Here is a 26,122-nt window from a genome sequence, read left to right as displayed (position 1 = left end):
TATCTCTCGCTGATCTTCATATAAAAGAGACCGTTATGGCAATTATAAAACAACAAGATTTAATCGAAAGCGTTGCAGATGCGCTGCAGTACATTTCTTACTATCATCCCCTTGATTTTATTCAGGCACTTGAACAGGCATATCACAAAGAAGAGAGTCAGGCGGCTAAAGATGCAATAGCACAAATTCTGATTAATTCACGCATGTCGGCACATGGCAAACGACCTATCTGTCAAGATACTGGAATTGTCACTTGTTTCGTCAAAGTGGGTATGGCTGTGCAGTGGGATAACACTGATCTGACCGTGCAACAAATGGTTGATGAGGGAACTCGTCGTGCGTATTTAAATCCAGATAACCCATTACGAGCGTCAATTGTTGCCGACCCGGCTGGCAAACGACTTAATACTAAAGACAATACGCCATCGGTTGTTCATATTGATATGGTACCAGGTGATCATATTGAAGTGATGATTGCGGCTAAAGGCGGAGGTAGTGAAAATAAATCGAAAATGGTGATGTTAAACCCAAGTGATTCTATTGCTGATTGGGTGGTGAAAACGTTACCAACTATGGGCGCAGGTTGGTGTCCGCCGGGCATGCTTGGCATAGGCATTGGTGGTACGGCTGAAAAAGCGGGTGTATTGGCAAAAGAAAGCTTAATGGACCCAGTCAACATTCAAGAACTAATTGATCGTGGCCCTGAAAATGCTGAAGAAGAGTTACGATTAGAAATTTACGACCGTGTTAACAAGCTCGGCATTGGTGCTCAAGGCTTAGGCGGTTTAACAACGGTTGTTGATATTAAAATAAACTCAGTACCAACCCATGCGGCATCAAAGCCTGTGGTGATGATCCCTAACTGTGCGGCAACTCGTCATGTGCATTTCCACCTTGATGGCTCAGGTCCAGCAGATTTAACACCGCCGAAGCTAGAAGATTGGCCAGAAATCACTTGGGAAGTGGGCGAAAATGTTCGCCGTGTCAATGTTGATGAATTATCAAAAACAGATATCAGCGAATGGAAAACCGGTGAAACGGTATTGCTTAGCGGCACTATTTTAACGGGTCGTGATGCCGCCCATAAACGTATTCAAGATATGTTAGCAGCCGGACAAGAGTTACCTGTCGATTTTACCGATAAATTTATTTATTACGTTGGCCCAGTTGACGCTATTGGTGATGAAGCTGTAGGTCCAGCTGGCCCGACAACAGCAACCCGCATGGATAAATTCACTGAAATGATGCTGGCTGAAACAGGCTTGTTAGGCACTATCGGTAAAGCCGAACGCGGCCCTGCAACAGTTGAGTGTATTAAAAACCATAAGTCGGTTTATTTAATGGCTGTAGGTGGCGCAGCTTACCTGGTATCTAAAGCGATTAAGAAAGCGAAAGTGGTTGCCTTTGAAGATATGGGAATGGAAGCAATCTACGAATTTGAAGTAGAAGATATGCCAGTAACCGTTGCTGTTGATAGCTTAGGTGAATCAGCACATGTTACCGGACCTGCTATTTGGCAAGCCAAAATTGAAGAACTTGATAGCAAGTTAAAAGGCGCATAGCTTTTAATTGATTAAAACGCCCATATAGGGCGTTTTTTTATGTACAGGATGTACGGTATGTCGCGGTCACATGGATGTGAAAGAGCGTGTATGTACAGGAACAATAGTCAATTTTTCTGTTTCAGAGAGAAGCTAATTGTCTACATTTATATAGGCACTGCCATGCTGTTAAGCTGGCAAGAAGTGATAAGAAAAAGTATAAGTAGGATGTTATGAGTAAAAAAATAACCAATTTAAGTGCATTCGCAACATTGGCACTGGCAGGTGTAGCAAATATTACACTAGCTGCAGAGCAAAATACCTTAGATGTAACGGCGTTAACTGAGTTTAATCAAATTCATGATTTTGTTGTTTCTCCACAAGCTGATAGTTTCATCTATCGTTTAAAAAAAGGCATTCGTTCTGACGACAACCATCTTTACCTACAAAATGTTAGCTCAAATCAGGTGCAGCAATTAACCAGCAATAAAAGTGGTGAAAGCAATGTGATTTATGCACAGGACGGTAAAAGCATTTACTTTCTGTCTTCACGTAGTGGTAGCTCTCAAATTTGGCAATTACCACTCACCGGTGGTGAAGCACAGCAATTATCAGCACTGCCTTTGGGTATCAGTGGTTTCCAAATGTCTCGAGATGGACAACGATTTGCACTTGAATTAACTGTGATGCCTGGTTGTGAAACTATGCAATGTACCCTTGATGCACAAGCAGCAGATGCAAAGAAAAAATACAATGTTAGAGCTTACGACCAATTAATGGTACGTCATTGGGATACATGGAACACTGACTATAAGTCACATTTATTTATTGCGGATAGAGCTGAACATGGCGCTTTTACCCAAGCTACGGATTTAATGCCGACATGGCAAGGAGACATTGCTGGTGCAGGTGAGGTAAGTTTTCACCCAGATGGTACGCTTTTAAGTTTTTCTGCGAAATTGCCAAGCAAAGACCAAGCTTGGAATACTAACTTTGATATTTTTGAAGTAAATCTAGCGAATAGAAAGCTTAATAATTTAACTGCAGAAAATAGCGCTTGGGATGCCAAACCGGTTTATTCTCCTAACGGTAGATACTTAGCGTACAAAGCAATGTCTGTTCCAGGTTATGAATCAGACAAGTTTACGGTCATGATCCGAGATGGCCAAACCGGTAAAACTCGCGCGGTAGCTAAACAATGGGATCGTTCGGTCAGTGAATTAGTCTTTGCAGATGACAATCGCACTTTGTATGTTACGGCCAATGATGTTGGTCAAAAAAGTATTTTTGAAATAAACCCAGAGTTTGGCGATGTTCGCACAGTTTATAGTGATGGCACTGCTGGTAAAATTGCTGTTACTGCTGATAAAGTCTTTTTTACCCGCCATGCACTTGCTGCACCGACTGATATTTTTGCTATTGACCGAGATGGTTATCAATTAAAGCAATTAACGCAAGTGAATAAAGATAAATTAGCTAATATTACTTTAGCTGATTTTGAGCAATTCAGTTTTAAAGGTTGGAATGATGAAGAGGTACACGGATATTGGTTAAAGCCTGCCAATTATCAAACGGGCAGTAAATATCCAATCGCCTTTTTAGTGCATGGTGGCCCACAGGGCAGCTTTGGTAACATGTTTCATTACCGATGGAATGCGCAACTTTGGGCGGCGCAAGGCTACGCAGTTGTGATGATCGACTTTCATGGTTCAATTGGCTACGGTCAGAAATTTACTGATTCAATCGCCCGTGACTGGGGTGGTAAACCGTTAGAAGATTTACAAAAAGGTTTTGCTGCTATTACCAAGCAACAGCCATGGATGGATGCCGGTAATGCCTGCGCACTAGGCGCATCGTACGGTGGTTACATGATGAACTGGATCCAAGGTAATTGGCAAGATGGCTTTAACTGTATTGTAAATCATGCTGGCTTATATGATATGCCAAGCTTTTACGGTTCAACGGAAGAGCTTTGGTTTCCAGAACATGATATGGGCGGACCGGTTTGGGAAGGTAGTGAAGACTACAATAAATATAACCCAGCAGCTTTTGTAAAAGAATGGCGCACGCCTATGTTAGTGATCCAAGGTGAGTTAGATTATCGCGTACCTTATGCGCAAAGCTTAGGGGCTTTTACCGCCTTACAACGTCAAAATATTCCCAGCCGATTAGTGATGTTCCCAGACGAAGATCATCATATTCGTAATCCTGACAACTTAAAGGTTTGGTATCAAGAAGTGTTTAACTGGATGAATAAATATCTTAAATAAGGTTGTTTAACCTGAGCTCGGGATAAGCAAAATGCTACAGCAGCACTATTAAAGCCTATTTCTACGTTGTTCAAGTTACCAATAACTCGTTATTGGGCACACTTAAACGCCTTGAATTAGACATAAATACCACTACTGTAGATTGGGGGTTGATAATGCTTTGAAATAGTTATGTTTTCATCCTCATCATCCCAAGTTCAGGTTATTTAGGCGTCAGTTGAGAAGCTAAATTATATAAAACGGTAATTCAAGTCATTGAATTACCGTTTTTATTTTGTCAGGCAGAAAGTAGCATAGTGGCTCTATGGCTTTTCTTTGCAATGCTGAGGCGTTAGCTCAAGTATCTGCATGAGCAGGCAACGTTAACTGGCTGCTTAGCCAGTGCATAGCTGCCAATTAATGCCATCGGTACTACATTCTTTGATGTAAGTGTAATCTGCTTGGTAGGTTAGGCGCTGCCAACTCCCATCGCTAAACTTATCAGTTTGCACTCGAGTGGCTTTGCTGTCATCGGTAATGCGCTTATGCCACTCTGACACTTCGATAACGACTTCGTCATCGAATCGATAGGGCAATTGTTTTAAATGAGCAATTAACTCGCTGTGATCAAGTTCAGACGCTTTCTCTGCCAAAGACTGCCAATGGCTCAAACTATCAAACTCTGCTAAATCACTATTAATCGTGAAATTAGCGTAATAGTGGATGTTTGATTCTTGATAGCTAACCGAATAATACTTAGTGCTGCCATTGCCAAAGCTTTGGTTATTACAAGCTGCAAAGCTAGGCGCTGTAGTATTAGGGCTGCTATTTGATAATTGGTATTCGATGCCATTTTCAATAAATGTTGCAGACTCACTATTTGAGCAGATATATTGTGCACCGCCGGTGTGGCTATAAATATCTTTTTGTAGGCTTAAGCTGCCATTGTTCCAGGTTGAAACACTTTCTTCTCGATCATAAATTACCCGTTCAACCGTCTTAAGATCATCGTTGAGCTTTACTGTTTTCGAACTATGGCCATTAGGTAGAAAAACTATGCTATGGCGATACCAAGCCTCAGGGAAAGCGTTATCTTGATCGGCAGGCTCACCTTGATAAACCTCTACTCTTATTTCGTCTGCTGTTGTGAACTCTGCGTCAAGAGACAACTTGTGGCTATAGGCGGCTTTTAGCCCGGTGACAATACTTTGTGCTGCTTGATATGCCGTTGCATTATCTGTGGCAATAAAGTCGGCGTAAATAGCGTCAGCAGAGATGTTGTAATGGCTAACAAGGTTTCTAATAACAGCGTCTATTTCTGTGGCTAATTCTGCCCGTAAGGTATGATTTTCCTTGAGTGTTTGACAACTTTGTACGAATTGACTACTTGCTGAGACTTTATTTTCTAGCTGTTGCCATAATACGGTGGTTAACGGTGAGATATGAAGTAAATCAGTATCACTTATCGGGGCCAATAATGGTGGCTTTGACATTTGATAGGCTTCGGTGACTTCGCCTAATTCCTCATCTATTGCGCCAACAGGAACATCAACATAAAGCGTTGCGTATGCCAAACAGTCTTTTTGCTCGTCATTGAGCTCTAAAGTATAGTTTCCTGCATCAGTAGAAATCGCTGATGGTTCACTATTGTCATGTTGTTTATTACCATTGATATCAAGCCATACCTTGGCGCCAGAAACATAACCATCAATAACTTTGCCGTTAAATTCCTGTGTTGTTGTCACTGTAGTCGCTGGTGGAGTGACCGGAGCAGGTGCTTGAGTAGCCGTTTCTTTAGTCGATGAGCCACCGCCACATGCGGTCATGAATACTGTTGTTGGGAGAATTAAATATCGACAAATTTTTTGTTGTAGCATTACTTATCCTTAAGTAGAGGGAATGGTTTTTTAACAAATATTTTACATTTCAGGTTTTGTCGAGTCAACTTAAGTCTCTGAATAGATAATTAATTTTTTGCATTATTTTATTTAAGACTACACTATATAAATACTAAAAAAATTGTAGAAAGCTAACATGGATGAAAACCAACTTGATAAAAGTAGTGAAGTAGAAGGGCGTCTTGTCACTATTATTTTCTATAGTGATGTCTCACTAGAGCTTATGCATGAAGTGCATACTTTTCCACAAAGTAAAACCGGCCGAGTTGTGATACCAGACAGCTTTAAAGTTGATAAATCTATCGTTGCTGTTTGTGATGGTGATGTCTCTATTTTAAATAAAGTCGGCGACAGAACTTAAAAGTTATTAACCTCATCAATAAATTATGCTCTAATAACTGTTAATATTTACAGTGTCTGGCGTTTTTTATGAATTCAACTTTTCCGCTAACTTGGTTAACTTTAGACAATACACCGATATTGCTTGCTACCTCTATCGTTTTGCTGCTCTTCTTGTTTGTTGTGATTTTTTTATTATTTCGAAAATTAACCGCTAATCAACAAGCAGTATTGGCCCAGCAAGAGCTGTTGCAGCAACTAGTAGAAAAAGTAAATCTTAGCTACGAAGTTAGTGGCAATAATCAACAACAGCTGCAACAGCAACTCAATATTAATCATCAAAATTTAGCCAACCAACAAAGTGAATTAAAAGCTTATTTTCAGCAACAAATTGCTGACTTTAAATTAAAGTTATTACGCCAACACGGTGAGCAAGGGGAAAAGCAAGCTCAGTTACTGCATAGCCATAGTGAACAGCTTAAAGCAACATTGCATGAACATCATGTTAGCTTTAACAGTAACCAGGTGAAGTCACTAGAGCAGCTGATTAATCAATTAACAACTATGACCAAGTTGGGTCGTGAAGAAATGGCTAAGTCGTTACATTTGGCCAGTGAACAAATGACTAAACGTATTGATGAACTTACCATTTCTACCGACAACAGACTAAAAGATATTAGTGGTCAGGTAGAAAAACGTTTAGCGGACGGTTTTGAAAAAACCACGAAAACCTTTAATGATATTTTACAACGCTTAGCGCTCATTGATGACGCGCAGAAAAAAATTACTGAGCTTTCCAGTAATGTTGTTAGCTTGCAGGAAGTGTTATCAGATAAACGTTCACGAGGTGCATTTGGTGAGGTGCAGCTTAATTCTCTGATTCGAAATGTTTTACCTGAGCAGCATTTCGCTATTCAACACACCTTGTCTAACGGTAAAATTGCCGACTGCATTTTATTTTTGCCAGAGCCGACTGGCAATGTTGTGGTGGATTCTAAATTTCCGTTAGAGAGCTACAAGAAAATGGCTGATAATAGCTTAGGTGAATTTGACCGTAAAGCGGCAGAGCGCCAATTCAAGCTCGATATTAAAAAGCATATTAATGATATTAGTGATAAATATCTGATTGAAAAAGAAACCGCTGATGGTGCTGTGATGTTTATTCCTGCCGAAGCTATTTTCGCTGAAATTCACGCCCATCAAAGTGACTTGGTGGAGTATGCGAATAAAAAGCGTGTTTGGCTGGCATCGCCAACCACGTTAATGGCGATTTTAACTACGGCACGATCGGTACTAAAAGATGAGGCAACACGCAAACAAATACATGTAATTCAAGCGCACTTATCACATCTTGCTGCTGACTTTTCTCGTTTTAAAGGGCGTTTTGCTAACCTTGCTAAGCATATTGACCAAGCGGCAACTGATGTAAAACAAATTCATACATCAGCAGATAAAATTAGCAGTCGCTTTGAAAAAATAGAGCAAGTTGAAATTAACTCGGAAGAACAAGATACGGCATTAATAAGTGATTAATTTTTTGTCGTAACTAGGAGCTACCAACGGCACTATTATAGTTTACTACTCTATTTCGCCCGGTAAGTTTTGCTTGGTATAGCGCTTTATCGGCACAGTTTAGTAGCGTTTTTAAGTCGCTATGGCCTGCATCTGCTGACTCTGGGTCAGAGGAATGATTGCAGGCTAAGCCAAAACTAACCGTGCAGTTAAAGCTTTTTTCACCAATCACAGAAACTTTGTGTGCTTTTATGGTATTACGGATTAAGTTTGCCCGTTGATTTGCTTCTTCTAACTGGGTATTGGCCATGATCATTGCGAATTCTTCACCACCAATGCGAGCAAATAAGTCCTTTGGCCGACAAAAGCTGCTGATCAATTTGCTCACTTCAACTAAACAAAGATCACCGGCACAGTGACCATATTGATCATTAATGTTTTTGAAATAATCAAAATCAAGCAAACAGATGGTTAAAGGTTGCTGTTGGTGGTTACTGTTGTTAACTAGCGCTTCCCCTTGTTCGAAGAAATAGCGTCGATTAGCGATGCCGGTAAGAGAATCTGTGGTTGCTTGTAGAATAAGTTTTTTCTCATTGCGCTCAATTTCATTGGTAAATAAGGTCATAACAATAACGACTTCGAGCATATTAACAAAAACTACTGATTGGTAAATAGCTTGGTTTAATACTGAGCTAAGAGTTATTAAGGGTGTAACATTTACGGTATTTTGGCAGTAAAAAAATAAAAATATAGCGATAGTGCTGAGGGTTATTTTCTCCGCTTTTTCATTGAGCTCGAATAACAGAAATGCGCCGGTGGGGACAAGGAAGTAATATAAATGAAACCCTGATGCATTAGTGACATAAACATTTGTACAAACAAAAATATGCAGCATTAAGACACAGAAAAACCAAGTTTTAGCGCCACGTTGGGCACGATAATAATGAAAGCGTAAGGTGACTAAATAGCTCAGGGTGAATAGGGTATTTAGCAGAGCAACTAAAGGGTGTTCAATAATAAAAATGTAGCACAGCGTATAGAGCGCGGAAACAATTGTGGAAAATATGACGATAAAATTTAACGTACGAATTCTATTCGCACTGGCAAAAGCTTGCGATTCAGTGCCGATATCTAATATATTTCGCAGTAAAGACATATTGTTACTTTTTTTGTTATGTTTTTTAATAGTATAGTTGCGTGATACTTAAGGCTTTAAGCCCACACAGTGTTGCGTTTTATTATACAGAGTTAACGTCAGTTTTCATTGCGATTATTGGGGTTAAAAAGGTAGGTAAGGTCGAATTGGTCGACATTTTTATGTGGAGTTACGCTTGATTCAGTTTTTCAGCGGCCTAAAACATAGGTTTATTAGCTTAATTGTTTTCTTTATTGCATTTTGGTTGTTGGCTGAGTTTCAATCTGTTTGGTTGGCAAAAATTAATCTTATTGAACAAGTGCTTTACGGTTTACTTGTTATCACTATTGTTTTATCAAGTTATTTTAATCGCAGTCGTTTAGCTATCAGCGCTACGTTATTGCTAATATTCTATTTGAACCTGTCTAATATTTTACCTTGGAGTAAAACGTTATTTGTCAATGACCAATGGCTAACGCTATCTTTAGCTGCGATATTTGCGCTACTGAGTTTAGTGAAAGATCGTGGTTTGTTGTCGATACATGGCCTATATCGAGCGATATTAATAGCTAGTGTCGCATTGGCGAGTTTTTATTGGTTGGATATTCAAACGGATGTTTTAGCTAAGTTAACAAGCTTTTCTATATTGGCTCCTTGGCTTAAATATGTTGGCTTAGAACTACCATTGTTGTTGTGTGGTCTAGTGTTATTGTGGCAAATATTGCGAGAGAAAAGCTTAGTTAGCACTGCGCTGCTAACAAGCACTGTTATTTGGTTAGGGCATTACTATCAGTATATTCTGCTACCTTGGAGCGTTTTACTGACGTTAATGACGCTGCATTATCTTTGTATTGTCTTGGTCGATTCCTACCTTTTCGCTTACCGAGACGAACTTACTAGTTTACCGTCGCGCCGAGCCCTGAACCAATTAGCGTTATCGTTGGGGCGAAAATACACTGTGGCAATGCTTGATATTGATCATTTTAAAAAATTTAATGATACCTATGGTCATGATATTGGCGATCAAGTGTTAAAATTAGTGGCAAGTAAATTGGCGCAAGTGAAAGGTGGCGGCAAAGTTTTTCGTTATGGCGGAGAAGAGTTCACTATTGTCTTTTCAGGTAAAACACCTGAGCAAGCACTACCTTTATTAGAAGCGGTTAGGCAAGCGGTTGAAGATTATAAAATTGTTATTCGCCAAGCGCAGCGGAAAAGCAAAAAAGCCAGAGCGAATAAGAAAAACACTAATGCTAAAACTGTAAGTGTCACTATCTCTATTGGCTTAGCGGCAAGAGCGAGTAAATTGAGTTTTGAGCAAACATTGAAGTTGGCCGATCAGGCCTTATATCGCGCTAAAAAAGCGGGTCGAAATCAAGTGAGCACGTAAGGGCTCAACCACTTTCATAAAATAAAAAAGCCAATGACATCTATCATTGGCTTTTTAGATTAACGCTAAGGAATACTGCTAATTTAAAATCGCGACATTAACAAACACTACAGTTAACAATAACGGACAAACAAAGCGTAAGTAATTGCCCCATATCGGTAGCCACTTTCTGCCTTGCTGTAGTGAAACATCACGTAATTTGTTGCCACGTTTCCATAACCAACCAACAACAATAAAGTAGAACAAACAACTTAATGGCTGCAAAATAGTGGTTAGTACTTGTATTACCACGCCAAACAAACTGTCAAAGAAGGCAATTAATATCATACTGGCGCTCAATACTATGCCTGATACTAACCAAGTTGCTTTTGAGCGGCTAAAGTTTTTATCTTCAACTAAGTAAGCAACGGGGACTTCTGTCGATGAAATGGTTGAAGTCAATGCGGCAATGGATAACAAGGAGAAAAAGCTAATCGCCACTATCATGCCGACTGTGCCCATAGAGTTAAATAATTCAGGTAAAATATTAAAAATTAATTGGCCTTCACCGATTAATTGATCCCCTTGAAAAACTTGTTGCCCGGCTTCTTGGGCGACATATAGCGCAGGGATAATTAATAAACCCGCCATAAAGGCAATAAAAGTATCGAGTGCGGTAATAGATATCGCCAATTTTCCGATATCTCGATCTTTTTTCATGTACGAGCCATAGACCATCATGCCGCCAACCCCGATAGACAACGAGAAGAAGGCTTGCCCCATGGCAGAAATAATTAACTTAGGGTTCGTTACTTGTGTAAAGTCAGGTATTAAATAAGTTTTTAGACCTTGCTCAGCACCAGGTTGTTGTAAAATATAAATGATTAAGCCAATTAGCATAATAAGCAGCACTGGCATTAAACGCGCTGACCATTTCTCAATGCCGGCATTAACACCTTGGTGAATAATAGCCGCGCCTAATAAAATAAACAGTGGCGTAAACATTAAGTTTCTTTGCGTACTTGAGGTCGCTAGCCATTGTGAAAGATCATGATGACCCAATAGCTCAAAGAGTGGTGATAGGGCGTGCGATAACATCCAACCAGCCACTATGGTGTAGAAACTTAACATCATAATTGCGCCACTTAAACCAATGAGTCCGGCGTATTTTCCAAGCTTAGGTGCGGTATCACGACAGGCATCTTGTAATGCTGAAACGGGGTTTTTTTGTGCTTGGTTCCCAATATAAACTTCAGCATATAAGGCGGGAAGTGCTAATAAAACCGTAACAATGAGGTAAACGAATAAAAATGCACCGCCACCATTGTTTGCCGCTTGTGTGGGAAAGCCCCAAATATTACCTAAACCAATTGCTGAACCTGCAGCGGCGAGAACAAAACCTATTCTCGAATGAAATGAATCTCTAATAGTGCTCATAAATGATAATTATTATTGTTGTTAATACTTTGGTTCGAGCTTACCTAGATCACACTCGTTAGCAAAGTGTTTTTACCAATTTGTTTTTGATAAGTTTATGTTTTTGTAAATTTACGCAATTATTTTACGCTCGATATTACGAGAATATGGCTTGTAATATGGCAATTGAACCTTATATTACTATGTAACCTGAGCTCGGGATAAACTAAATGTTACAGCAGCGCTATTAACGCCTATTTCTACATTGTTCAAGTTGCCAATAACTCGTTGGCACGCTTGAACGCCTTAAACTAGACATAAATACCACTACTGTCGAATTGGGTGTTGATAATGCATTGAAATAATTGTGTTTTTAATTTTTATTATCCAAAGTTCAGGCTGTGTACTTAAAACTCATTACTTTTATTGTGTAATGCGTTGTTTTTATATTAGCTAATGAGATTAATGCCTGTATGTTGCAATATCAGATCATCCCCGTTACGCCATTTCAGCAAAATTGCACCTTGTTTTGGTGCCAACAAACTAAAGAAGCTGTGGTGATTGATCCCGGTGGAGATATCGAATTAATTCAAGCGGCGATTGAACAACAGCAATTAACTTTAGTGAAAGTGCTACTAACCCATGCCCATATTGATCATGCTGGCGCGACACAAAGTGTTGCTAATTTTTATAATGTTCCAATTGAAGGACCTCATCAAGAAGATCAATTTTGGATAGACTTAATTCCCGAACAAAAAGCACGTTTTGGTTTTGAACATGCTGACACATTTAGCACCGACCGTTGGTTAAACCAAGGCGATAAAGTTCACTTTGGCAATATAGAACTTGAGGTTTACTTTTGCCCAGGCCACACCCCAGGGCATGTCGTTTTTTATCATGCGGCGTCAAAACTTGCCCAGGTTGGTGATGTTCTTTTTCACGGTTCAATTGGTCGTACTGACTTTCCACGTGGCGATCATGCAAGGTTAATTAGTTCTATTCGTGAAAACTTATTTCCCTTGGGAGATGATGTACAATTTATCCCTGGACATGGCCAGATGAGTACCTTTGGCGCAGAGCGAAAAAGTAACCCTCATGTCAGTGATTATGCTGTCGGTGTAAAGTAAAAGCCTATTTGTCATTAATTAATTAACCCAATAAATTTAAAGAGCTAATTGAAATGTCTTCATTTGTTTATCAAGCACAAAGTCGATTAAAAAAAATAGATTCCAGTCCTATTTTCCAGTGGTCGGTTATAACGGTTATTGTTATTTCAGCGTTACTTATTGGCGCTAAAACTCATGATTTACCCGAGCAAGTTGTTAGTTTACTTGGCTTCTTAGATAGTGCTATTACGGTGTTTTTTGTGATAGAAATCACTATTCGTTTTATTGCCTGTAAAGACAAAAAGTCCTTTTTCAAAAGTGGCTGGAATGTGTTTGATACCATTATCGTGATTGGCAGCTTAATACCGACAGGAGGCTCAGGCGTACTGTTGGCGCGTTTATTACGGGTATTTAGAGTGCTACGTTTAGTTTCTATGGTGCCAGAGCTGCGGTTGTTAATTAATGCCTTAATAAAAGCCATACCTCGTATGGGCTATATTGCTTTACTAATGTTTGTTATTTTCTATATCTACGCGGCTATTGGCAGCATTTTATTCCATCAAATAAATGAAGTCTTGTGGGGTGATGTTTCCATTTCTATGTTGACACTTTTCCGCGTCGCGACATTTGAAGATTGGACCGATGTTATGTACGAAACCATGGCGGTGCATCCGATCAGTTGGATTTATTACTTAACCTTTATTTTCCTGACCGCATTTATCTTCTTGAATATGATGGTAGGGACAATTTTAGAAGTGATGGGGCAAGAGCATGAAAACTTCCGCGCTGAAGCTCACGGTGAAAGTGCTGAAGGTGGCGAGCCTGCGAGTCGTGCGCAAATAGAAAAACTTGAGCAAGAGCTCAGTGAAATTAAGGCGCTATTGATTGCTAAACAGCCAATTGACAACGCGAGTGAGAAAATGACGTCATAGTATAAAGCAGAGGCAAAGTCTTGCCGATTGCATAGGTTATTAACATATAAGCAATACCATAGTGAAATAGAAAAGAGCTAATCATGGATTAGCTCTTTTTTTGTCTCAAAAATAAGAAAAGACAATTTGTACCAGCTCAAAAAACAAACAAATATAGCTTTGCGTTCACTAATCAGGTTATTTTTTTGCGGCAATATCGGCAGTTATTAATAAACCTGTAGCATCTTTACAGTTCTTTACGTTTACTGACATTAAAAGAATTAAAATAGTCTGCAAATTGCATTTGATTCGTTGAGTGAAAAATTTTTATTTCAAGGAATACTAAATGAACATTACATCAATTAATAACCCAGCGGTTCATGCTTCATCGTTTAATGATGCCAACAAGGTTAACGCGCCTTTAACTAATGAGCCATTATCTCAGGAAGCAGCGCCAGCAGTACAAACCAACATCAGTAATGAAGCGAAAATAGGAAATTTTTTAGCAAATTTAAATCCTGCGCAGCAAGCGGAAGTTGAAGATTTTTTAAGTGAAGTTCATCAACAAAAGGCAAGTGGAACATTTGATGCTGAGGCAATGACTAAACAGGCACCAAATGCCATTGCTGGCTTGTCTTCAATGTTAGGTGTTTCTACTGAGGGCTTGTTGAGTCATATACCTACAGAAGCAGTGCCAGATATACAACTCAATGAAGTGGCTCAGGCTAATTCACCTGCCATTAATGCCTATATGGCTGTGTCACCACAGAGCCAGCGTGTGGCAAGTGCATAAGTGTTTCATTGCATCGAAGCGGCAAGGAGTTGCCGCTAGTGTGCAACTCTTTGCCGTAGATTGGGGGAGCGCTATGTATTTGAAAATAACTCTGCCGAAAAATACGGATAAATATGACGACTAGTCAAAACTCTCATGGATGATAGTTGTAAATGATAATTAAAAAAGGGTTACTGTTTAATGAGAAAAACAATATTGCTAGTTGTCAGTGATAATAATCTGTCAGCAAAGGCCACATTAGAATTAACCAATGACGGCTTTGATGTCACTATCAGCCGTGATGGAATGAATGTGTTTTTGCAAGAATCTACCGCAGATTATCATTTGATTTTACTCGATATTTCAATTCCGAAACTGTTCGGCTTTGAATTGCTTAAGCGTTTTAAAGACAGCAAGTTAACGCCGATTATTATGCTATCAAATCGTGAAGACTTTTATGATCGCTTATATGCTTTTGAAATTGGCGCCGATGAATATTTAGCCAGTAACTTAGATGAACGTGAACGTAGAGCGAGAATTAATGCCATCATGCGGCGAAGTAATCACGTTTTACTAAAACCCAAACGACAGACATTAGACGTAAATAATATTTCTCTATGCTTAGCTACTCGTGAAGCTTATTGTGGTGACGATACCCTTGAACTTACTGGCTTGGAGTTTGAAGTCTTGCATTGTTTAATGGCAAATGCCGGAAAAATAATGGCAAAGGAAGATATTAGCATGCAGGCATTGGGTCGAACGATTTCTTATTATGATCGCAGCATCTATGTTCATATTAGTAATATTCGTCGTAAACTAGCAAAATGCTTACAACAGCAAAGCCAAATGAGTGTGATTAAAACGATTCGCGGTGGCGGCTACGTTTTTTTACAAGAGTCTTTAATGCAAATGTCTGCACGTTAATTTTTATTACTCTATCTGCTGGCGTAAGTTTTTATGTCAGCAAATGAACCGTACTTTTAATCTCATTGACTAGTTTCATGTATTAATAGCCATTAAGTTCGGCTTATTTACCAGTGTAAAATCCTATCAAGATATTCTGCACTAGGCGATATGGAATATTATCTGTGACGAGTATTCTCGTGGCAAAAGTTTATTGAACAAATGTTGACGACATTGAAAGGACGTTGATTACTTATCTGTTAATCATGGTATTGGTCAAACTAACGATAGCTGGGTGCTGGCTTTGATGAATTCGTTGGGGTGTCATCGGCACTGAACAATAACTCGCTAAAGTTAAAATTAGTTATCTTATCACTTATCGATGTACCGCTCATATATTCTATTGCCAAATCTGCAGCCGAAAAGGCCAAACCAACAGTGCCACCGTATAGAAAACCACCACCAAGTTTTGCTGCAGCTTCGATAGTATCCCCAGTTGAGCTTTGATAAATACTTGAAAGCAGTGGGATGTGTTGAAGGATATTAACGGTATCAAATCCGTCGGTTAAATCTATACCATTATCACCAAAAGAGTAGTCAGCAAGCTGTGTCAATATTGAACTTTGCTCAGCCACGGCAGTTACCGCATTACTCAAGCTTGAACCTGTTGTCGAGTCACTACTCATTGTCGATGGTGTTGGGGTGATAAAAGAGCTAAATAAATTACTTTGTAAATTTGTTAATAGTGATGATTGTAAGCTTTCTAATGACGCGTCAGATGTTGATACTAACTGTGAAAGTATGTCTGAGCCATCACCATCGCTGAGTGCTGATAAACCCAATGTTGACAATAAGCCGCTTTGCATGCTGGCCATACTATCTGCATTAAGGACTAAATTTTCAGAAAACTGTTGAATATTTGCGGTTACATCAACCACATCATTGGTTTGACTGGCGACAGTTTCAATTGCAGGTTCTTCAGTAGTTTCACTTGCTTGATTTAGTAAGTTACTAAAGCTATTTGAAAAATCAAAATTAGCCAATTGCTCAATAGAGTTCTGTGCCCAATCACCGAAATCATCAGCGACACTGGCGAAGGTGTTTGTGGTATTCGACAGGTTTGTTGTCGTGCTTGGAACAATATCTGACTGTAAGTTTAATGCGTTCATATTCAGCGTTGTCGCTATAAATAAATTTATTCACATAAACTATTGTTGGTGGCTGAGTTTAAAGTAGCAAGTAGCTTTACACTTCATTACATAATTAATATTTCTTTAGTTTTATTTAAAAAAACTGTAGATAAATCTATCTGCTAGGATGAAATAATAAAGTATGGTTTTATTTTGACTCACCCTATTATATGTATAACAAAATTTATCAAACTCTGGTTATTGCCATAGTGCTTCAAGCGTGCAGTAGCAATGCTACGCTTGATGAACAAGTGGTTGCAGATGCGCCCAGTAACCCTAAAGTTAGCCAACGACCGATAACAACAAAACCTAAAGAAATTATGCGTGGTGAATCGGCTTTTCGTCCGATTAGAAGTACGCAAGTTGAGCAAGTGAAATCACCATCAGGTTCACTTTTTTCACCTACCAAAGCGGTTGGCTTGTATCAGCCAAGCAGCCATTATCTAGTAGGCGATATGATCCTTGTTCGCTTGGAAGAAAAAACCTCTGCGACTAAGTCATTAAATTATCAAACCGATAAGTCAGGTAGTTTTGCCCTCGAACCTGTGACTTTGAACTTGGGGTCAGTGAATGTCGGTAATAATGATTTAAGTGCGGATTATGAACAGGAAAAAGAGTTTGATAGTTCGGCGCAAACAAAACAAAAGAACTTTTTAAAAGGCGACATTACTGTTTATGTTTGGGAAGTGATGAGCAATGGCAATTTAATTGTCGCTGGTGAAAAATGGATCACCCTAAATAAAGGCGAAGAATATATTCGTTTTTCCGGTGAAATACGGGTTGAAGATATAGCCTTAGATAACACCATTAGCTCGGTTAAAGTTGGTAATGCGCGGATAGAGTTTAGTGGCAAAGGTGATATGCAGGAAAACCAATCACCTTCTTTGCTAAGTAAACTTTTTGGCATTATAGATTAAACATCATTATGTTAATTCAAACCGCTAAAGCCAGAAGCTTTAAAATATTAATGGGTATAGTTGCCCTTGCTTTTATTAGCTTTACCAGCAAAGCGCAATGGTATCAGGGCAGTGCACAAGTTCGCGTCGGCAATTTTGATTTTGCCGAAAAACGCACTATGGCAATCAAACGAGCAATAGCGAATGCATCCCTATTGACCAGTAGTTTTGTCAGCGCTGAAAATGTCTCATTGGACGGTTTACTCATTAGCAGTAAAACGGTATTGAGAAGTGAAAACCGCATTCGTCGAGTCGAAATCATTAATGAATCAATTGATGACGACATTCTTTCCGTCACTGTCAAAGTTGATATTGATATTTTTAATGACTGTGATGTCGAACAACAGCTTAAGAAGTCTTTAATTGTTGCTCAGCTACCTTTACTTAAACAGACTCAAGCCGCCCCGGGTGGCTTGTTCGATTTAGGAGAGCAAATATCTAAACGCTTTAAACAGCAGCTGCTTTCAGAGCCCAGCATCGCGAAAATTGAATTATTAAATCAATCGCTGACCAGTTCAGAGTCATTAGACATTGATTCAAACTATCTTGGTAAAACTGCTCGTTATTTAGCTAACTTGCACGGCAGTCAATTCATTCTGTTTGGTTATATTCGAGATGTTAGTTTATTTGAGCAAGTTAAAGACAACTTGCTAATTGATGATATTAATGTTCGGAGAAACTTTACGCTTAATGTGTATTTATACGATGCGCTGAGAAGCAGAGTTTTATTGGAAAAAAGCTATCATCAAGAAGCAAATTGGCCATTTGAAGATGCCTATGTTGTCGATACTAACGGTAGTTTATTTTGGCGCAGTGACTTTGGTCGTATGATGTTAAATACCGTCAACAGTGCCGTTACTGATATTAATGATAGTTTAGAGTGCCAGCCAAGTATTGCCCAAATCGTGAGTAAAGAAAATAGCCAAGTCATCATCAATAATGGTCTGCAGCATGGTGTCAAACTTGGTGATGTTTTTGAATTGTCGAAGCTTAGGTTAATAGATGAGCCTAGCGGCACTATTTTACCGGCTCTTAATCAAGACCACTTACGTCGCTTACATGTCATTCAAGTTGATAGTCATAGCGCCACGTTAACTAGTGATAGCGTCAGTGTTATTGGCAGCAGCCAATTACTCGATTTGGTAACCCTAGTGAATTCTTCGTGAGCATATTTAAAATTTAAGCCGTGCTGCTATAGGTAATAGTGGCAAGTAACGGCTTAGTTCTTTAGTTTTTTGTTGTAAATTTTATTGGAGTTTTAATGTTTAGCTATTTACGCGCCACAACTTTGGCGACTATTTTTATTATACAAGGCTGTGGCTCAAGCAGTTCGTCTGAATCAGAAACCGAGCAACCGGATACAGAATATCAGTTTACACTCACGGCGAGTTACACTAATGCTTGTGGTAGCCAAATTCCTGTCACTGAAGTTAATTTGCTGCTGCAAGACGACAGCTGGCAAACATTACAGAGTTATAGCGCGGACAGTAATGGCCAAATTTCTTTCACAACAACATCACAGTATATTAATTATACTATTGTAGCCAAGGACGTTGATGATGATGAAGAAATAGCAGGATTAGATATCGCTAGCTTTTATCATAGTTTGGCGAACAATGAATACCAATATTCATCCCCTTTTGAGCCTAATGAGTTGAGTCAGGAGTGTCAGTGCATTAGTCAAGATCTGGTTTTACGCCACAGAAGTTTTGCTAGCATCACGCAAGCAGCAAGTTCGTTATCTTATCAGTCTCTAACAAGTATCGATGATCAGACAACTCAATTTAACCAAGTGGAAGCTTGTAGGGAAAGTGATAGTGACTGGCCAATGGCAACATTTATGGTTTCAGGTGTTGATGGTGATGGCATTGCTATCGGTGCAGGGGACTTTTTAGCGGATTTTGATAGTAATGACGAAGGCACTTGGCAGCTCGCCGCAGTTGAGGTTGCTACCAGTGAAGCGCTAGCGGAACAACATGATAGTTTTTCACATGTTCAGCGATTTTCTTCGGGACAACATTTTCATACTGAAGTCGCACAAGATGCGGCACAGACATTGGTTTTTGACGATCATAGTTATACCAGTGAAAGTGAGTACTTTAGTGAGTCTGTGCAATTACTGCGACTGACGGATAGTGTCTTCGGCAGTTCTCGTTATGAAAGTTTGCACCAAAAAATATCCACCCGTACGCAAGATGTTTTTGATGTTGAAGCTATTAAGTCTGCTCCTGAACTTGATGATAGTTATTACAGTGAAATTTCCAGTGATGGTAGCTATGACTATAGTGCGGTAAGTAATTACCCAATGGCGATAATTGCGTTTGATTATATTGCTTATGCTCCGACCACAGAGCAACTGATCCCAGTAAAGTGGACTTCCTATGGTCAAGCGTCAGGGCTGTTAGCGAGCAGCGTTAATTTACCTGGCTATGAAGATATTATTAATCAGGATAATGATGTCTATAACACCCAAGTCACGTTATTACGTAGCTTAGAAAGTGATGACTATCAAGATTACCTTAATTTTCATCAAGGTATCGACAGCACTAACTTTGATCACGATTTACTGCGTTACAAGCTGACATTAACCTTAAATTAAGCAGAAGTTAAAAATCAGTAACTTGCTAATAAGAGCATAAATTATGCGAACTCGTGATAAATTAATCTATTTGTTCTTTAGTTCTTGGATATTTATTTCCTTGCCACTGACTGCGCGCGCTCCTTCGATAGGTGAGCTGTCATCGCTTAATGGCAACATGTCAGCTTTATTTGAACTGACGAAACAGGTTCGGCACAGTATTTTGCAGGATAATTTCATCAGTGTCAGTCGCTCTGCAAAGAAGATTGTTCAACAAAGCAAAACACCTGGGCATGTCATGGCGCAGCTAGTTGAACAATTAGGCGTCGATGTTATGCGTTACAAAGAATTTGAAACATCAATGTACTTTCAAGCGCAAAATTTAATGTTGGCAGCAGAACAAAAAAATGGTCAAGAAACCGTGGTGCAATACCGCAAATTACTTACCTTGTGCCGTGCTTGTCATACCGCCTTTGAAAAAGAGTTCGCTATCGAAGTTAACCATAAACTTGACCCTTAAACACCATTTCAACACGCAAATGTTAAGCAATCGTATATTCAGCATTGAGAGAAGAATTGCAAAATGCTATAACTAGGTTTCTCATTATAATAATAAGAAACCTGCGTGTTTTAAGGTGTTATCGTTGGCTATTGCCGGTCGAGTTTTTCTCTTGTTTATCTTCCTTTCGTTCAGTCTTTTACCGGCTTGCTTTGCCGTAAATACTCAAAACCTCGGACAAAGATTATTAGTCATTGAAAATATGCTTGATAAAAAACAAGCACTGCAAGAAGTTACCTTATTATTGCAAAATAAAGCACTGCTACCACTTGATAAATTATCTGTTTTAACGGCGCAAGGGCGTTTGTATCAGCAATTAGGCATGCTAGATAATGCCATTGAAAGTGCGGTTTTAGAGCAAGAATTAGCTAAGAACAACAAATTTGCCCAGCTGGAAGCTGATGCACATAAAAGAATTGGAGTTTATGCCTATTATAAAGGTAATAACAGCTTAGCATTAACATCATATCAACAAGCACTGAACTATTACTTATCTATTAACGAACCCATAGCTCAAGCAAATTTACATAACAATATTGCTTTGGTTTATGGCGCGATGGGCAAGCTTGAAGAGGCGTTATCTAGCTATCAGCAGGCAGAGCCTTTGTATCAGCAATATGGCAGTGTTATTGATAAAATTGACATTCAATATAATATCGCCATATTTCATTTACAATTAAAGCGTTTTGATACAGCAATAGCCATGTTCAAAGACGTTATTGAACAGCGTACTGAAATTTCCGATGAGCAAGGTTTGGCAATGGCCTATGGCGATTTAGGCTCATCATATAAATATGCTGGCGATTATCCGCAAGCGTTACTTTATATGACTCGCTCACTGGATTATCACCGTAAAAATGGTGATGACTATAATGCTGCTAGCATTTTGCATAACCTTGCTGAATTAAATAATTATCTTAACAATACCGCTCAGGCGATTGCGTATGCCATTGAGGGAGTCGCTAAAAGCAGAGCGCAAGGCCATGATAAGGCCTATGTTGGCAGTTTATATAGTTTAGCTAAAGCCTACTTTCTTCAAGAGAAGTTTGATTTAGCGTTAACGCAACTGGAACTATCGAATGAACTGGCAAATAAGATGTTATACAAAGAACAAGTAAAACATAATTTATCACTGCAATCACTTATCTTCGCTGCTCAAAAGCAAACCTTAAAAGCGGTAGCGAGCCATCAGCAGTTTCTACATGCCCATATTGAAATGGCAAACGATGAGTTAAATAGCAAATTGGCTCAGTTTGACTCTGAGCAATTGATACAACAAGTTGATCAACTCAAACAGCAAAAGCGTTTGCAAGTGCTTGAAATGGAACGTTCCGAGCAGGAACGAAATTTCATTATCATCGTGGTTTTTGGCGCTTTGTTGATTGCTTTTTTAATTGCTCGAAGAGATATTGAACGCCGCTCCACCCAGGCACTAGAGTCAAAGGTGAAACAAAGAACCAATGAACTCGAGTATTTAATGCAAGAATTGCAAAATGCCAATAATATCAAAAGCCAGTTTCTCGCAAATATGAGTCATGAGATCAGAACCCCGTTAACCACAGTTATTGGCCAAGCGGAAGCGATCATAAGTGGTGATGTAGATGATGAATTTATTAGTAAAGAAGTTGAAATTATTCATGGCAACAGTCTGCATTTGTTAGAGTTGACCAACAATATTTTAGATTTAAGTAAAATTGAAGCCAATAAAATTGAGCTTGAATTACAAGCGCAAAACCTGCATGAAATATTGCAAGAGTTAGCTAATATGTTCACCTTGCAAGCAACGTCGAAAGGACTGACTTTTGAAATTGTTCATAGCCTAGCGTCGCCATTTATCATTGAAATTGATGGTTTTCGGGTAAAGCAAATTCTAATAAACCTGTGTTCAAACGCCATTAAATTTACCTCGAAAGGTCATGTTGAGTTAAAAATCAGCCAAAGTGAAGGCCGATTAGATTTTAAAATTACCGATAGTGGCATTGGTATGAGTAGTTCACAGCTACATCACCTATTTGAAAGTTTTACTCAAGGTGATAGTAGTATCAGCCGTCGTTTTGGCGGTACCGGACTTGGTTTATGTTTGTCAGATCAACTTGCTAAAATTATGGGGGCGACCATAGAGGTTGAGAGTGAGTTAAATCAAGGCAGTGTTTTTGTTTTTAGTTTGCCGTGCTCGATAAATACCGATAGTGATGTCATTGAAAGCAAAATTGTCGCTAATGATGCAGACAACAATGCCGTACCAGAACAGCTGCAAGGCACAATTTTATTGGCCGATGATCATAACGATAACCGGCGCTTAATTTCCCGACTGTTAGCATCATTGGGTTTAGACGTGATCACCGCGTGTAATGGTCGTGAAGCGGTGATGTTATGTGAACAGCATGAACCCAAGTTAATTCTTATGGATATTCAAATGCCTGAAATGGATGGTATTGAAGCATTTAAAATACTTCGACAAAAAGGCAATGAAACCCCAGTTTATGCGCTGACGGCAAATGCTATGTCGCATGAAATTGAACATTATTTATCGCTTGGTTTTAATGGTCATTTATCAAAACCCATTGAGCGACAAATATTTGTGCCGACAATCGCTAAGTATTACGAAGGTGATATCTCAACTGAAAAAGCCAATAACAATTTTAATAATGTGGCGATGGCAGATTTAGTCGAAGAATTTAAGTCTAATTTAGTTTTAGAGCAGCAAGATCTGATATTACATATTAATAATGACGACTTAGAAAAGCTCGCTAGGCTTTCCCATCGAATTGCCGGCGCGGCACAAATGTTTGGTTTTGCTGATTTATCAAAATATGCCTTACAGTTAGAAATAGCAATTAAGAAGAATCAAACTAAAATAGTCAATGCTCATGCCCAAGACCTACTTAATGAGATTGACCAAGTGCTTTGGTAAATGTTTGCCCAATTGATTTATTGATATTGAAATACGCTATCTAACGGCACATTAAAATACTCGGCAATTTTAAATGCTACTTCCAAAGAAGGTGAGTATTTGTCTTTCTCAATGGCGACTATTGTTTGTCGCGATACGCCAACGACATTAGCCAACATTTGTTGGGTCATCTCGTCAGCGTCAAAACGCAGGCGGCGGATATTATTGCTAATTCGTTTTGCCACACTAAAACCCTCTACGGTAATAGAATACTTGTGTTGAAAACTTTATGATTTCAGCGCTTAAGGCGCCAAAAATAATGATATTAATGAGTACATACTCACTTGGTAAATTAAGCGCATCTACCAAGCCTTGGCTCATCACAGGGAAAAGCAAATGTAGTACCGCAGTAATGGTGGTAAAACTTAAAATAAAATAAGCATTTTGGCTGCCAATAAGTGATATTTGCTTGTCTCGTTCGTCTTCATCGTAATTAGCATTTTTATTGTCAATAATGGCGATAACAATATGATGTAAAATCTCTAAAACTATGGTCATGACCACCACAGTTAATAGCGCTGACTGCATACTGCTTGTTGTTAAGCTATTTTGCTGTGCCGACCAATAAAGTTCAGAAAAATAATTAAACCAAATATACAAGGTTATCGCTAACGACACCCAAATACTGCGTTCTTTATAAGACATATCTATCCCTTATGTTGTATTTTTACTGCCAATAGGTTCTTACAATAGTTAATTTTCATGTATGAAATTTTTGACATAATGTAATAATATTTCGACTATAGTAGGACTTGCCAGGTAAGTCAAATATTTTTTACATTGTGTATTGTATTTTTAACTTTGCTACGGTGATTATTGCAAGCTAATTAGCTTGTGTGGAAGAGAGATGAGCTGATATTAAAGCGTTTTATTGACAGTTTAATATTAAAGTCTGGCGGGTAGGGCTCTGAAGCTATGCACTAGTGCTAATAAGTGCTTGCCATCGCAAGTAACTTATCAACTGTTTTCAAATTGCGTGCAGTGGCACTAACGTTTAGTTTTTTCTCTATCTGGCTGTGGGTTAATTTGGAACGACCAAAACCGTCTTCACAGTGCAAGTAAAGCACTTGGTCAATAATATCCATGCGCTCATTAGCTTTTAGGTAAGGGCTCAATAATTCAATTGAATTACTTGGTACTTCCGACAGAAAACAGAGCAATATTTTGCTACCGTCTTGGGCAAGATTGATATCGTTAAAAGGTAAGTTATTTCTGGCATTTTCTAGGGCTTCTGGCGTGAGTACAAATATTGGCACCTCAAACTGGTATTTTGCCCAAATAGCCTTATTTATTTGCTTGGCAATATCGCTACATTGACTTTCATTACTGGTAAACATTAGGTTGCCACTTTGAATATAACTTTGCACATTGCTCAATGAAGTTTGCTGATATAAGGCCCGTAAATCAGCCATTTTAATAATTTTTTGGCCCGCGACATTTATGCCGCGTAATAAAGAAATATATACTGCCATGGTTTTAAACCTTACATTCAATTTGATAAAAATAGTGGATTAAATCTTTACTTTGCCCGTTAAAATGTCTTTATACATTACCCAGTCGCCAAGTAGGCTATACCAAGGGTAAGTAAAAGTGGCAGGTTTGTTTTTTTCAAAGAAAAAGTGTCCAAGCCAAGCAAAGCCATAGCCCATTAATGGTAAAGTCCACAGCAGTATCCAAGCTGAACTAAGCAGAATGTAAACCAGCATAAAAATGATTAAACTAGAGCCAATAAAATGTAACCTTCTACAGATAAGGTTTTGATGTTGGCTTAAATAAAATGGATAAAAAGACTTAAAGGTTTTGTATTTTTTGGTTGGAAAGTCTGTCATTTCAAAATGCCTCAATTAATTTTACTGCTAAGTACTTTCAGGCCCATTAACACCATAGCACCACCCAGTAGACGATCTATCCAATGTCCCAATTGTTGGAACTTACCATTGATACTCGGGCGAGAAAGTAAAAGTACAACCGTTGAAAACCAAAGTAATTGCAATACCATCATCCAAACGCCAAAAATAAACAAGTGTAGTGTCGGCAAATTTGGAGAAAGTACAACAGTAAATAGCGCGACGAAATATATCGGCGCTTTTGGATTCAGCGCATTGCAGAAAAAGCCTTTAGAAACAGCTTTTAAGCTTGAATACTTTGTCACCTTTTTTTGTTCAGTAAGGTTAGTTTTAGCTTTCGCCTTAATTCCTTGTACACCCAAATAAATTAAGTAGCAGCCACCAACAATTTTTATCGCCCATAAAGCGGTTGTAGAACTAGCAATAACAGCGGCAAGGCCAAGTGCAGAATACAATATATGCACCGACAGCCCTAAGGCAATACCAACACTGACCATAAAGCCTGCTTTTTTACCATTAACTAATGTTTGTTGCGATACCAAAACAAAGTCAGGACCAGGAGAAGCCGCGGCCAATAAGTGTATCGAGGTGATTATCAAAAGCCCTTGAAATAAGTCCATAATTAATCTCTTAATCATTAGTGGCAAGCCACAAAAAGTAGTGTTTAGGTTAACATCGCTAAAATTCACCTGCAAATACCGTAGAATAATAAATTTGTTGTTCTAATGTGCAATTAATGTCGGCTTTGTTATTGACTTTTAAACTGCGTGAGGTTAGGTTAAGTCGCTGAAATTAATAGTTAAATAATTTGTTTTAAGCGCTTGGTGCTGTCTGGGGTTTATGCCTTAAAAAGTAAAACAGATTTAGTTGCTTGCAATGCTTGTACTGTCT

At 38.8% G+C, this 26,122-nt stretch carries 23 protein-coding genes; 14 read left to right on the top strand and 9 right to left on the bottom strand.

The genetic code is table 11. The annotated features are described in order from the left end of the window. Nucleotides 1-35: 35 nt before the first annotated feature. Nucleotides 36-1,562, top strand: a complete 1,527-nt coding sequence (locus tag AC27JP_RS00850; protein WP_487111558.1) for a fumarate hydratase — start codon at nucleotides 36-38, stop codon at nucleotides 1,560-1,562. A 212-nt stretch (nucleotides 1,563-1,774) separates the two neighbouring features. Then, complete coding sequence (locus AC27JP_RS00845; RefSeq protein WP_487111557.1) at nucleotides 1,775-3,811, top strand: S9 family peptidase; 2,037 nt, start codon at nucleotides 1,775-1,777, stop codon at nucleotides 3,809-3,811. Nucleotides 3,812-4,185: 374 nt separating this feature from the next. On the opposite strand, the gene AC27JP_RS00840 is transcribed toward AC27JP_RS00845, so the two are convergent. Beyond that, nucleotides 4,186-5,667 carry a hypothetical protein gene (locus AC27JP_RS00840; RefSeq protein WP_487111556.1) on the bottom strand — a complete coding sequence of 494 codons (1,482 nt, stop codon included), beginning with the start codon at nucleotides 5,665-5,667 and terminating at the stop codon, nucleotides 4,186-4,188. A gap of 157 nt (nucleotides 5,668-5,824) precedes the next feature. Here AC27JP_RS00840 and AC27JP_RS00835 point away from each other — a divergent pair, with 157 nt between their 5' ends. Continuing rightward, complete coding sequence (locus tag AC27JP_RS00835) at nucleotides 5,825-6,049, top strand: TIGR02922 family protein (RefSeq protein ID WP_487111555.1); 225 nt, start codon at nucleotides 5,825-5,827, stop codon at nucleotides 6,047-6,049. A gap of 68 nt (nucleotides 6,050-6,117) precedes the next feature. Further along, the gene (locus AC27JP_RS00830; protein ID WP_487111554.1) at nucleotides 6,118-7,560 is read left to right on the top strand and encodes a DNA recombination protein RmuC; all 1,443 of its coding nucleotides are present in this window, start codon (nucleotides 6,118-6,120) and stop codon (nucleotides 7,558-7,560) included. 13 nt (nucleotides 7,561-7,573) lie between these two features. On the opposite strand, the gene AC27JP_RS00825 is transcribed toward AC27JP_RS00830, so the two are convergent. Then, nucleotides 7,574-8,695 (bottom strand): GGDEF domain-containing protein, encoded by a 1,122-nt coding sequence (locus AC27JP_RS00825; protein ID WP_487111553.1) that lies wholly within the window; start codon nucleotides 8,693-8,695, stop codon nucleotides 7,574-7,576. A gap of 175 nt (nucleotides 8,696-8,870) precedes the next feature. Between AC27JP_RS00825 and AC27JP_RS00820 the strand changes: the two genes are divergently transcribed. Then, on the top strand, nucleotides 8,871-10,061 hold the full coding sequence (locus AC27JP_RS00820) for a GGDEF domain-containing protein (RefSeq protein ID WP_487111552.1): 1,191 nt from the start codon (nucleotides 8,871-8,873) through the stop codon (nucleotides 10,059-10,061). Nucleotides 10,062-10,139: 78 nt separating this feature from the next. On the opposite strand, the gene AC27JP_RS00815 is transcribed toward AC27JP_RS00820, so the two are convergent. Next, nucleotides 10,140-11,477, bottom strand: coding sequence for a sodium-dependent transporter (locus AC27JP_RS00815; protein ID WP_487111551.1), 1,338 nt, complete (start codon nucleotides 11,475-11,477; stop codon nucleotides 10,140-10,142). A gap of 455 nt (nucleotides 11,478-11,932) precedes the next feature. Here AC27JP_RS00815 and AC27JP_RS00810 point away from each other — a divergent pair, with 455 nt between their 5' ends. The 4 genes from AC27JP_RS00810 (at nucleotide 11,933) to AC27JP_RS00795 (ending at nucleotide 15,169) form a co-directional block, all read left to right on the top strand. Continuing rightward, entirely contained in the window at nucleotides 11,933-12,583 is a 651-nt protein-coding gene (locus AC27JP_RS00810; protein ID WP_487113402.1) for an MBL fold metallo-hydrolase, read from the top strand. Between the two features lie 53 nt (nucleotides 12,584-12,636). Then, nucleotides 12,637-13,494: an ion transporter gene (locus AC27JP_RS00805; RefSeq protein WP_487111550.1), complete on the top strand. Its 858-nt coding sequence runs from the start codon at nucleotides 12,637-12,639 to the stop codon at nucleotides 13,492-13,494. Nucleotides 13,495-13,819: 325 nt separating this feature from the next. After that, on the top strand, nucleotides 13,820-14,266 hold the full coding sequence (locus AC27JP_RS00800; RefSeq protein ID WP_487111549.1) for a hypothetical protein: 447 nt from the start codon (nucleotides 13,820-13,822) through the stop codon (nucleotides 14,264-14,266). A gap of 180 nt (nucleotides 14,267-14,446) precedes the next feature. After that, nucleotides 14,447-15,169, top strand: coding sequence for a winged helix-turn-helix domain-containing protein (locus tag AC27JP_RS00795; protein ID WP_487111548.1), 723 nt, complete (start codon nucleotides 14,447-14,449; stop codon nucleotides 15,167-15,169). 260 nt (nucleotides 15,170-15,429) lie between these two features. Here the strand turns inward: AC27JP_RS00795 and AC27JP_RS00790 are convergent, their stop codons facing one another. Continuing rightward, nucleotides 15,430-16,317, bottom strand: coding sequence for a hypothetical protein (locus AC27JP_RS00790; protein WP_487111547.1), 888 nt, complete (start codon nucleotides 16,315-16,317; stop codon nucleotides 15,430-15,432). 191 nt (nucleotides 16,318-16,508) lie between these two features. On the opposite strand from AC27JP_RS00790, the gene AC27JP_RS00785 reads away from it, so the two are divergent. The 5 genes from AC27JP_RS00785 (at nucleotide 16,509) to AC27JP_RS00765 (ending at nucleotide 23,345) form a co-directional block, all read left to right on the top strand. Further along, nucleotides 16,509-17,255, top strand: a complete 747-nt coding sequence (locus AC27JP_RS00785) for a flagellar basal body L-ring protein FlgH (RefSeq protein ID WP_487111546.1) — start codon at nucleotides 16,509-16,511, stop codon at nucleotides 17,253-17,255. Nucleotides 17,256-17,263: 8 nt separating this feature from the next. Beyond that, nucleotides 17,264-18,460, top strand: coding sequence for a flagellar assembly protein T N-terminal domain-containing protein (locus AC27JP_RS00780; protein WP_487111545.1), 1,197 nt, complete (start codon nucleotides 17,264-17,266; stop codon nucleotides 18,458-18,460). A gap of 95 nt (nucleotides 18,461-18,555) precedes the next feature. Continuing rightward, nucleotides 18,556-19,893, top strand: a complete 1,338-nt coding sequence (locus AC27JP_RS00775) for a hypothetical protein (protein WP_487111544.1) — start codon at nucleotides 18,556-18,558, stop codon at nucleotides 19,891-19,893. 43 nt (nucleotides 19,894-19,936) lie between these two features. Beyond that, nucleotides 19,937-20,392: a hypothetical protein gene (locus tag AC27JP_RS00770; protein ID WP_487111543.1), complete on the top strand. Its 456-nt coding sequence runs from the start codon at nucleotides 19,937-19,939 to the stop codon at nucleotides 20,390-20,392. Between the two features lie 124 nt (nucleotides 20,393-20,516). After that, nucleotides 20,517-23,345 carry a response regulator gene (locus AC27JP_RS00765; RefSeq protein ID WP_487111542.1) on the top strand — a complete coding sequence of 943 codons (2,829 nt, stop codon included), beginning with the start codon at nucleotides 20,517-20,519 and terminating at the stop codon, nucleotides 23,343-23,345. A gap of 17 nt (nucleotides 23,346-23,362) precedes the next feature. On the opposite strand, the gene AC27JP_RS00760 is transcribed toward AC27JP_RS00765, so the two are convergent. The 5 genes from AC27JP_RS00760 to AC27JP_RS00740 form a co-directional block, all read right to left on the bottom strand. Further along, the gene (locus AC27JP_RS00760) at nucleotides 23,363-23,515 is read right to left on the bottom strand and encodes a helix-turn-helix transcriptional regulator (RefSeq protein ID WP_487113400.1); all 153 of its coding nucleotides are present in this window, start codon (nucleotides 23,513-23,515) and stop codon (nucleotides 23,363-23,365) included. A gap of 55 nt (nucleotides 23,516-23,570) precedes the next feature. Next, nucleotides 23,571-24,029 carry a hypothetical protein gene (locus AC27JP_RS00755; RefSeq protein WP_487111541.1) on the bottom strand — a complete coding sequence of 153 codons (459 nt, stop codon included), beginning with the start codon at nucleotides 24,027-24,029 and terminating at the stop codon, nucleotides 23,571-23,573. A gap of 281 nt (nucleotides 24,030-24,310) precedes the next feature. Then, entirely contained in the window at nucleotides 24,311-24,856 is a 546-nt protein-coding gene (locus AC27JP_RS00750; RefSeq protein ID WP_487111540.1) for a DUF1697 domain-containing protein, read from the bottom strand. 39 nt (nucleotides 24,857-24,895) lie between these two features. Continuing rightward, complete coding sequence (locus AC27JP_RS00745) at nucleotides 24,896-25,213, bottom strand: Mpo1-like protein (protein WP_487111539.1); 318 nt, start codon at nucleotides 25,211-25,213, stop codon at nucleotides 24,896-24,898. Between the two features lie 11 nt (nucleotides 25,214-25,224). Then, the gene (locus tag AC27JP_RS00740) at nucleotides 25,225-25,851 is read right to left on the bottom strand and encodes a LysE family translocator (protein WP_487111538.1); all 627 of its coding nucleotides are present in this window, start codon (nucleotides 25,849-25,851) and stop codon (nucleotides 25,225-25,227) included. Nucleotides 25,852-26,122 lie beyond the last annotated feature (271 nt).

It is taken from the genome of Colwellia sp. SU-HH01172, assembly GCF_057553355.1.
This window is presented reverse-complemented; position numbering and strand designations above follow the sequence as displayed.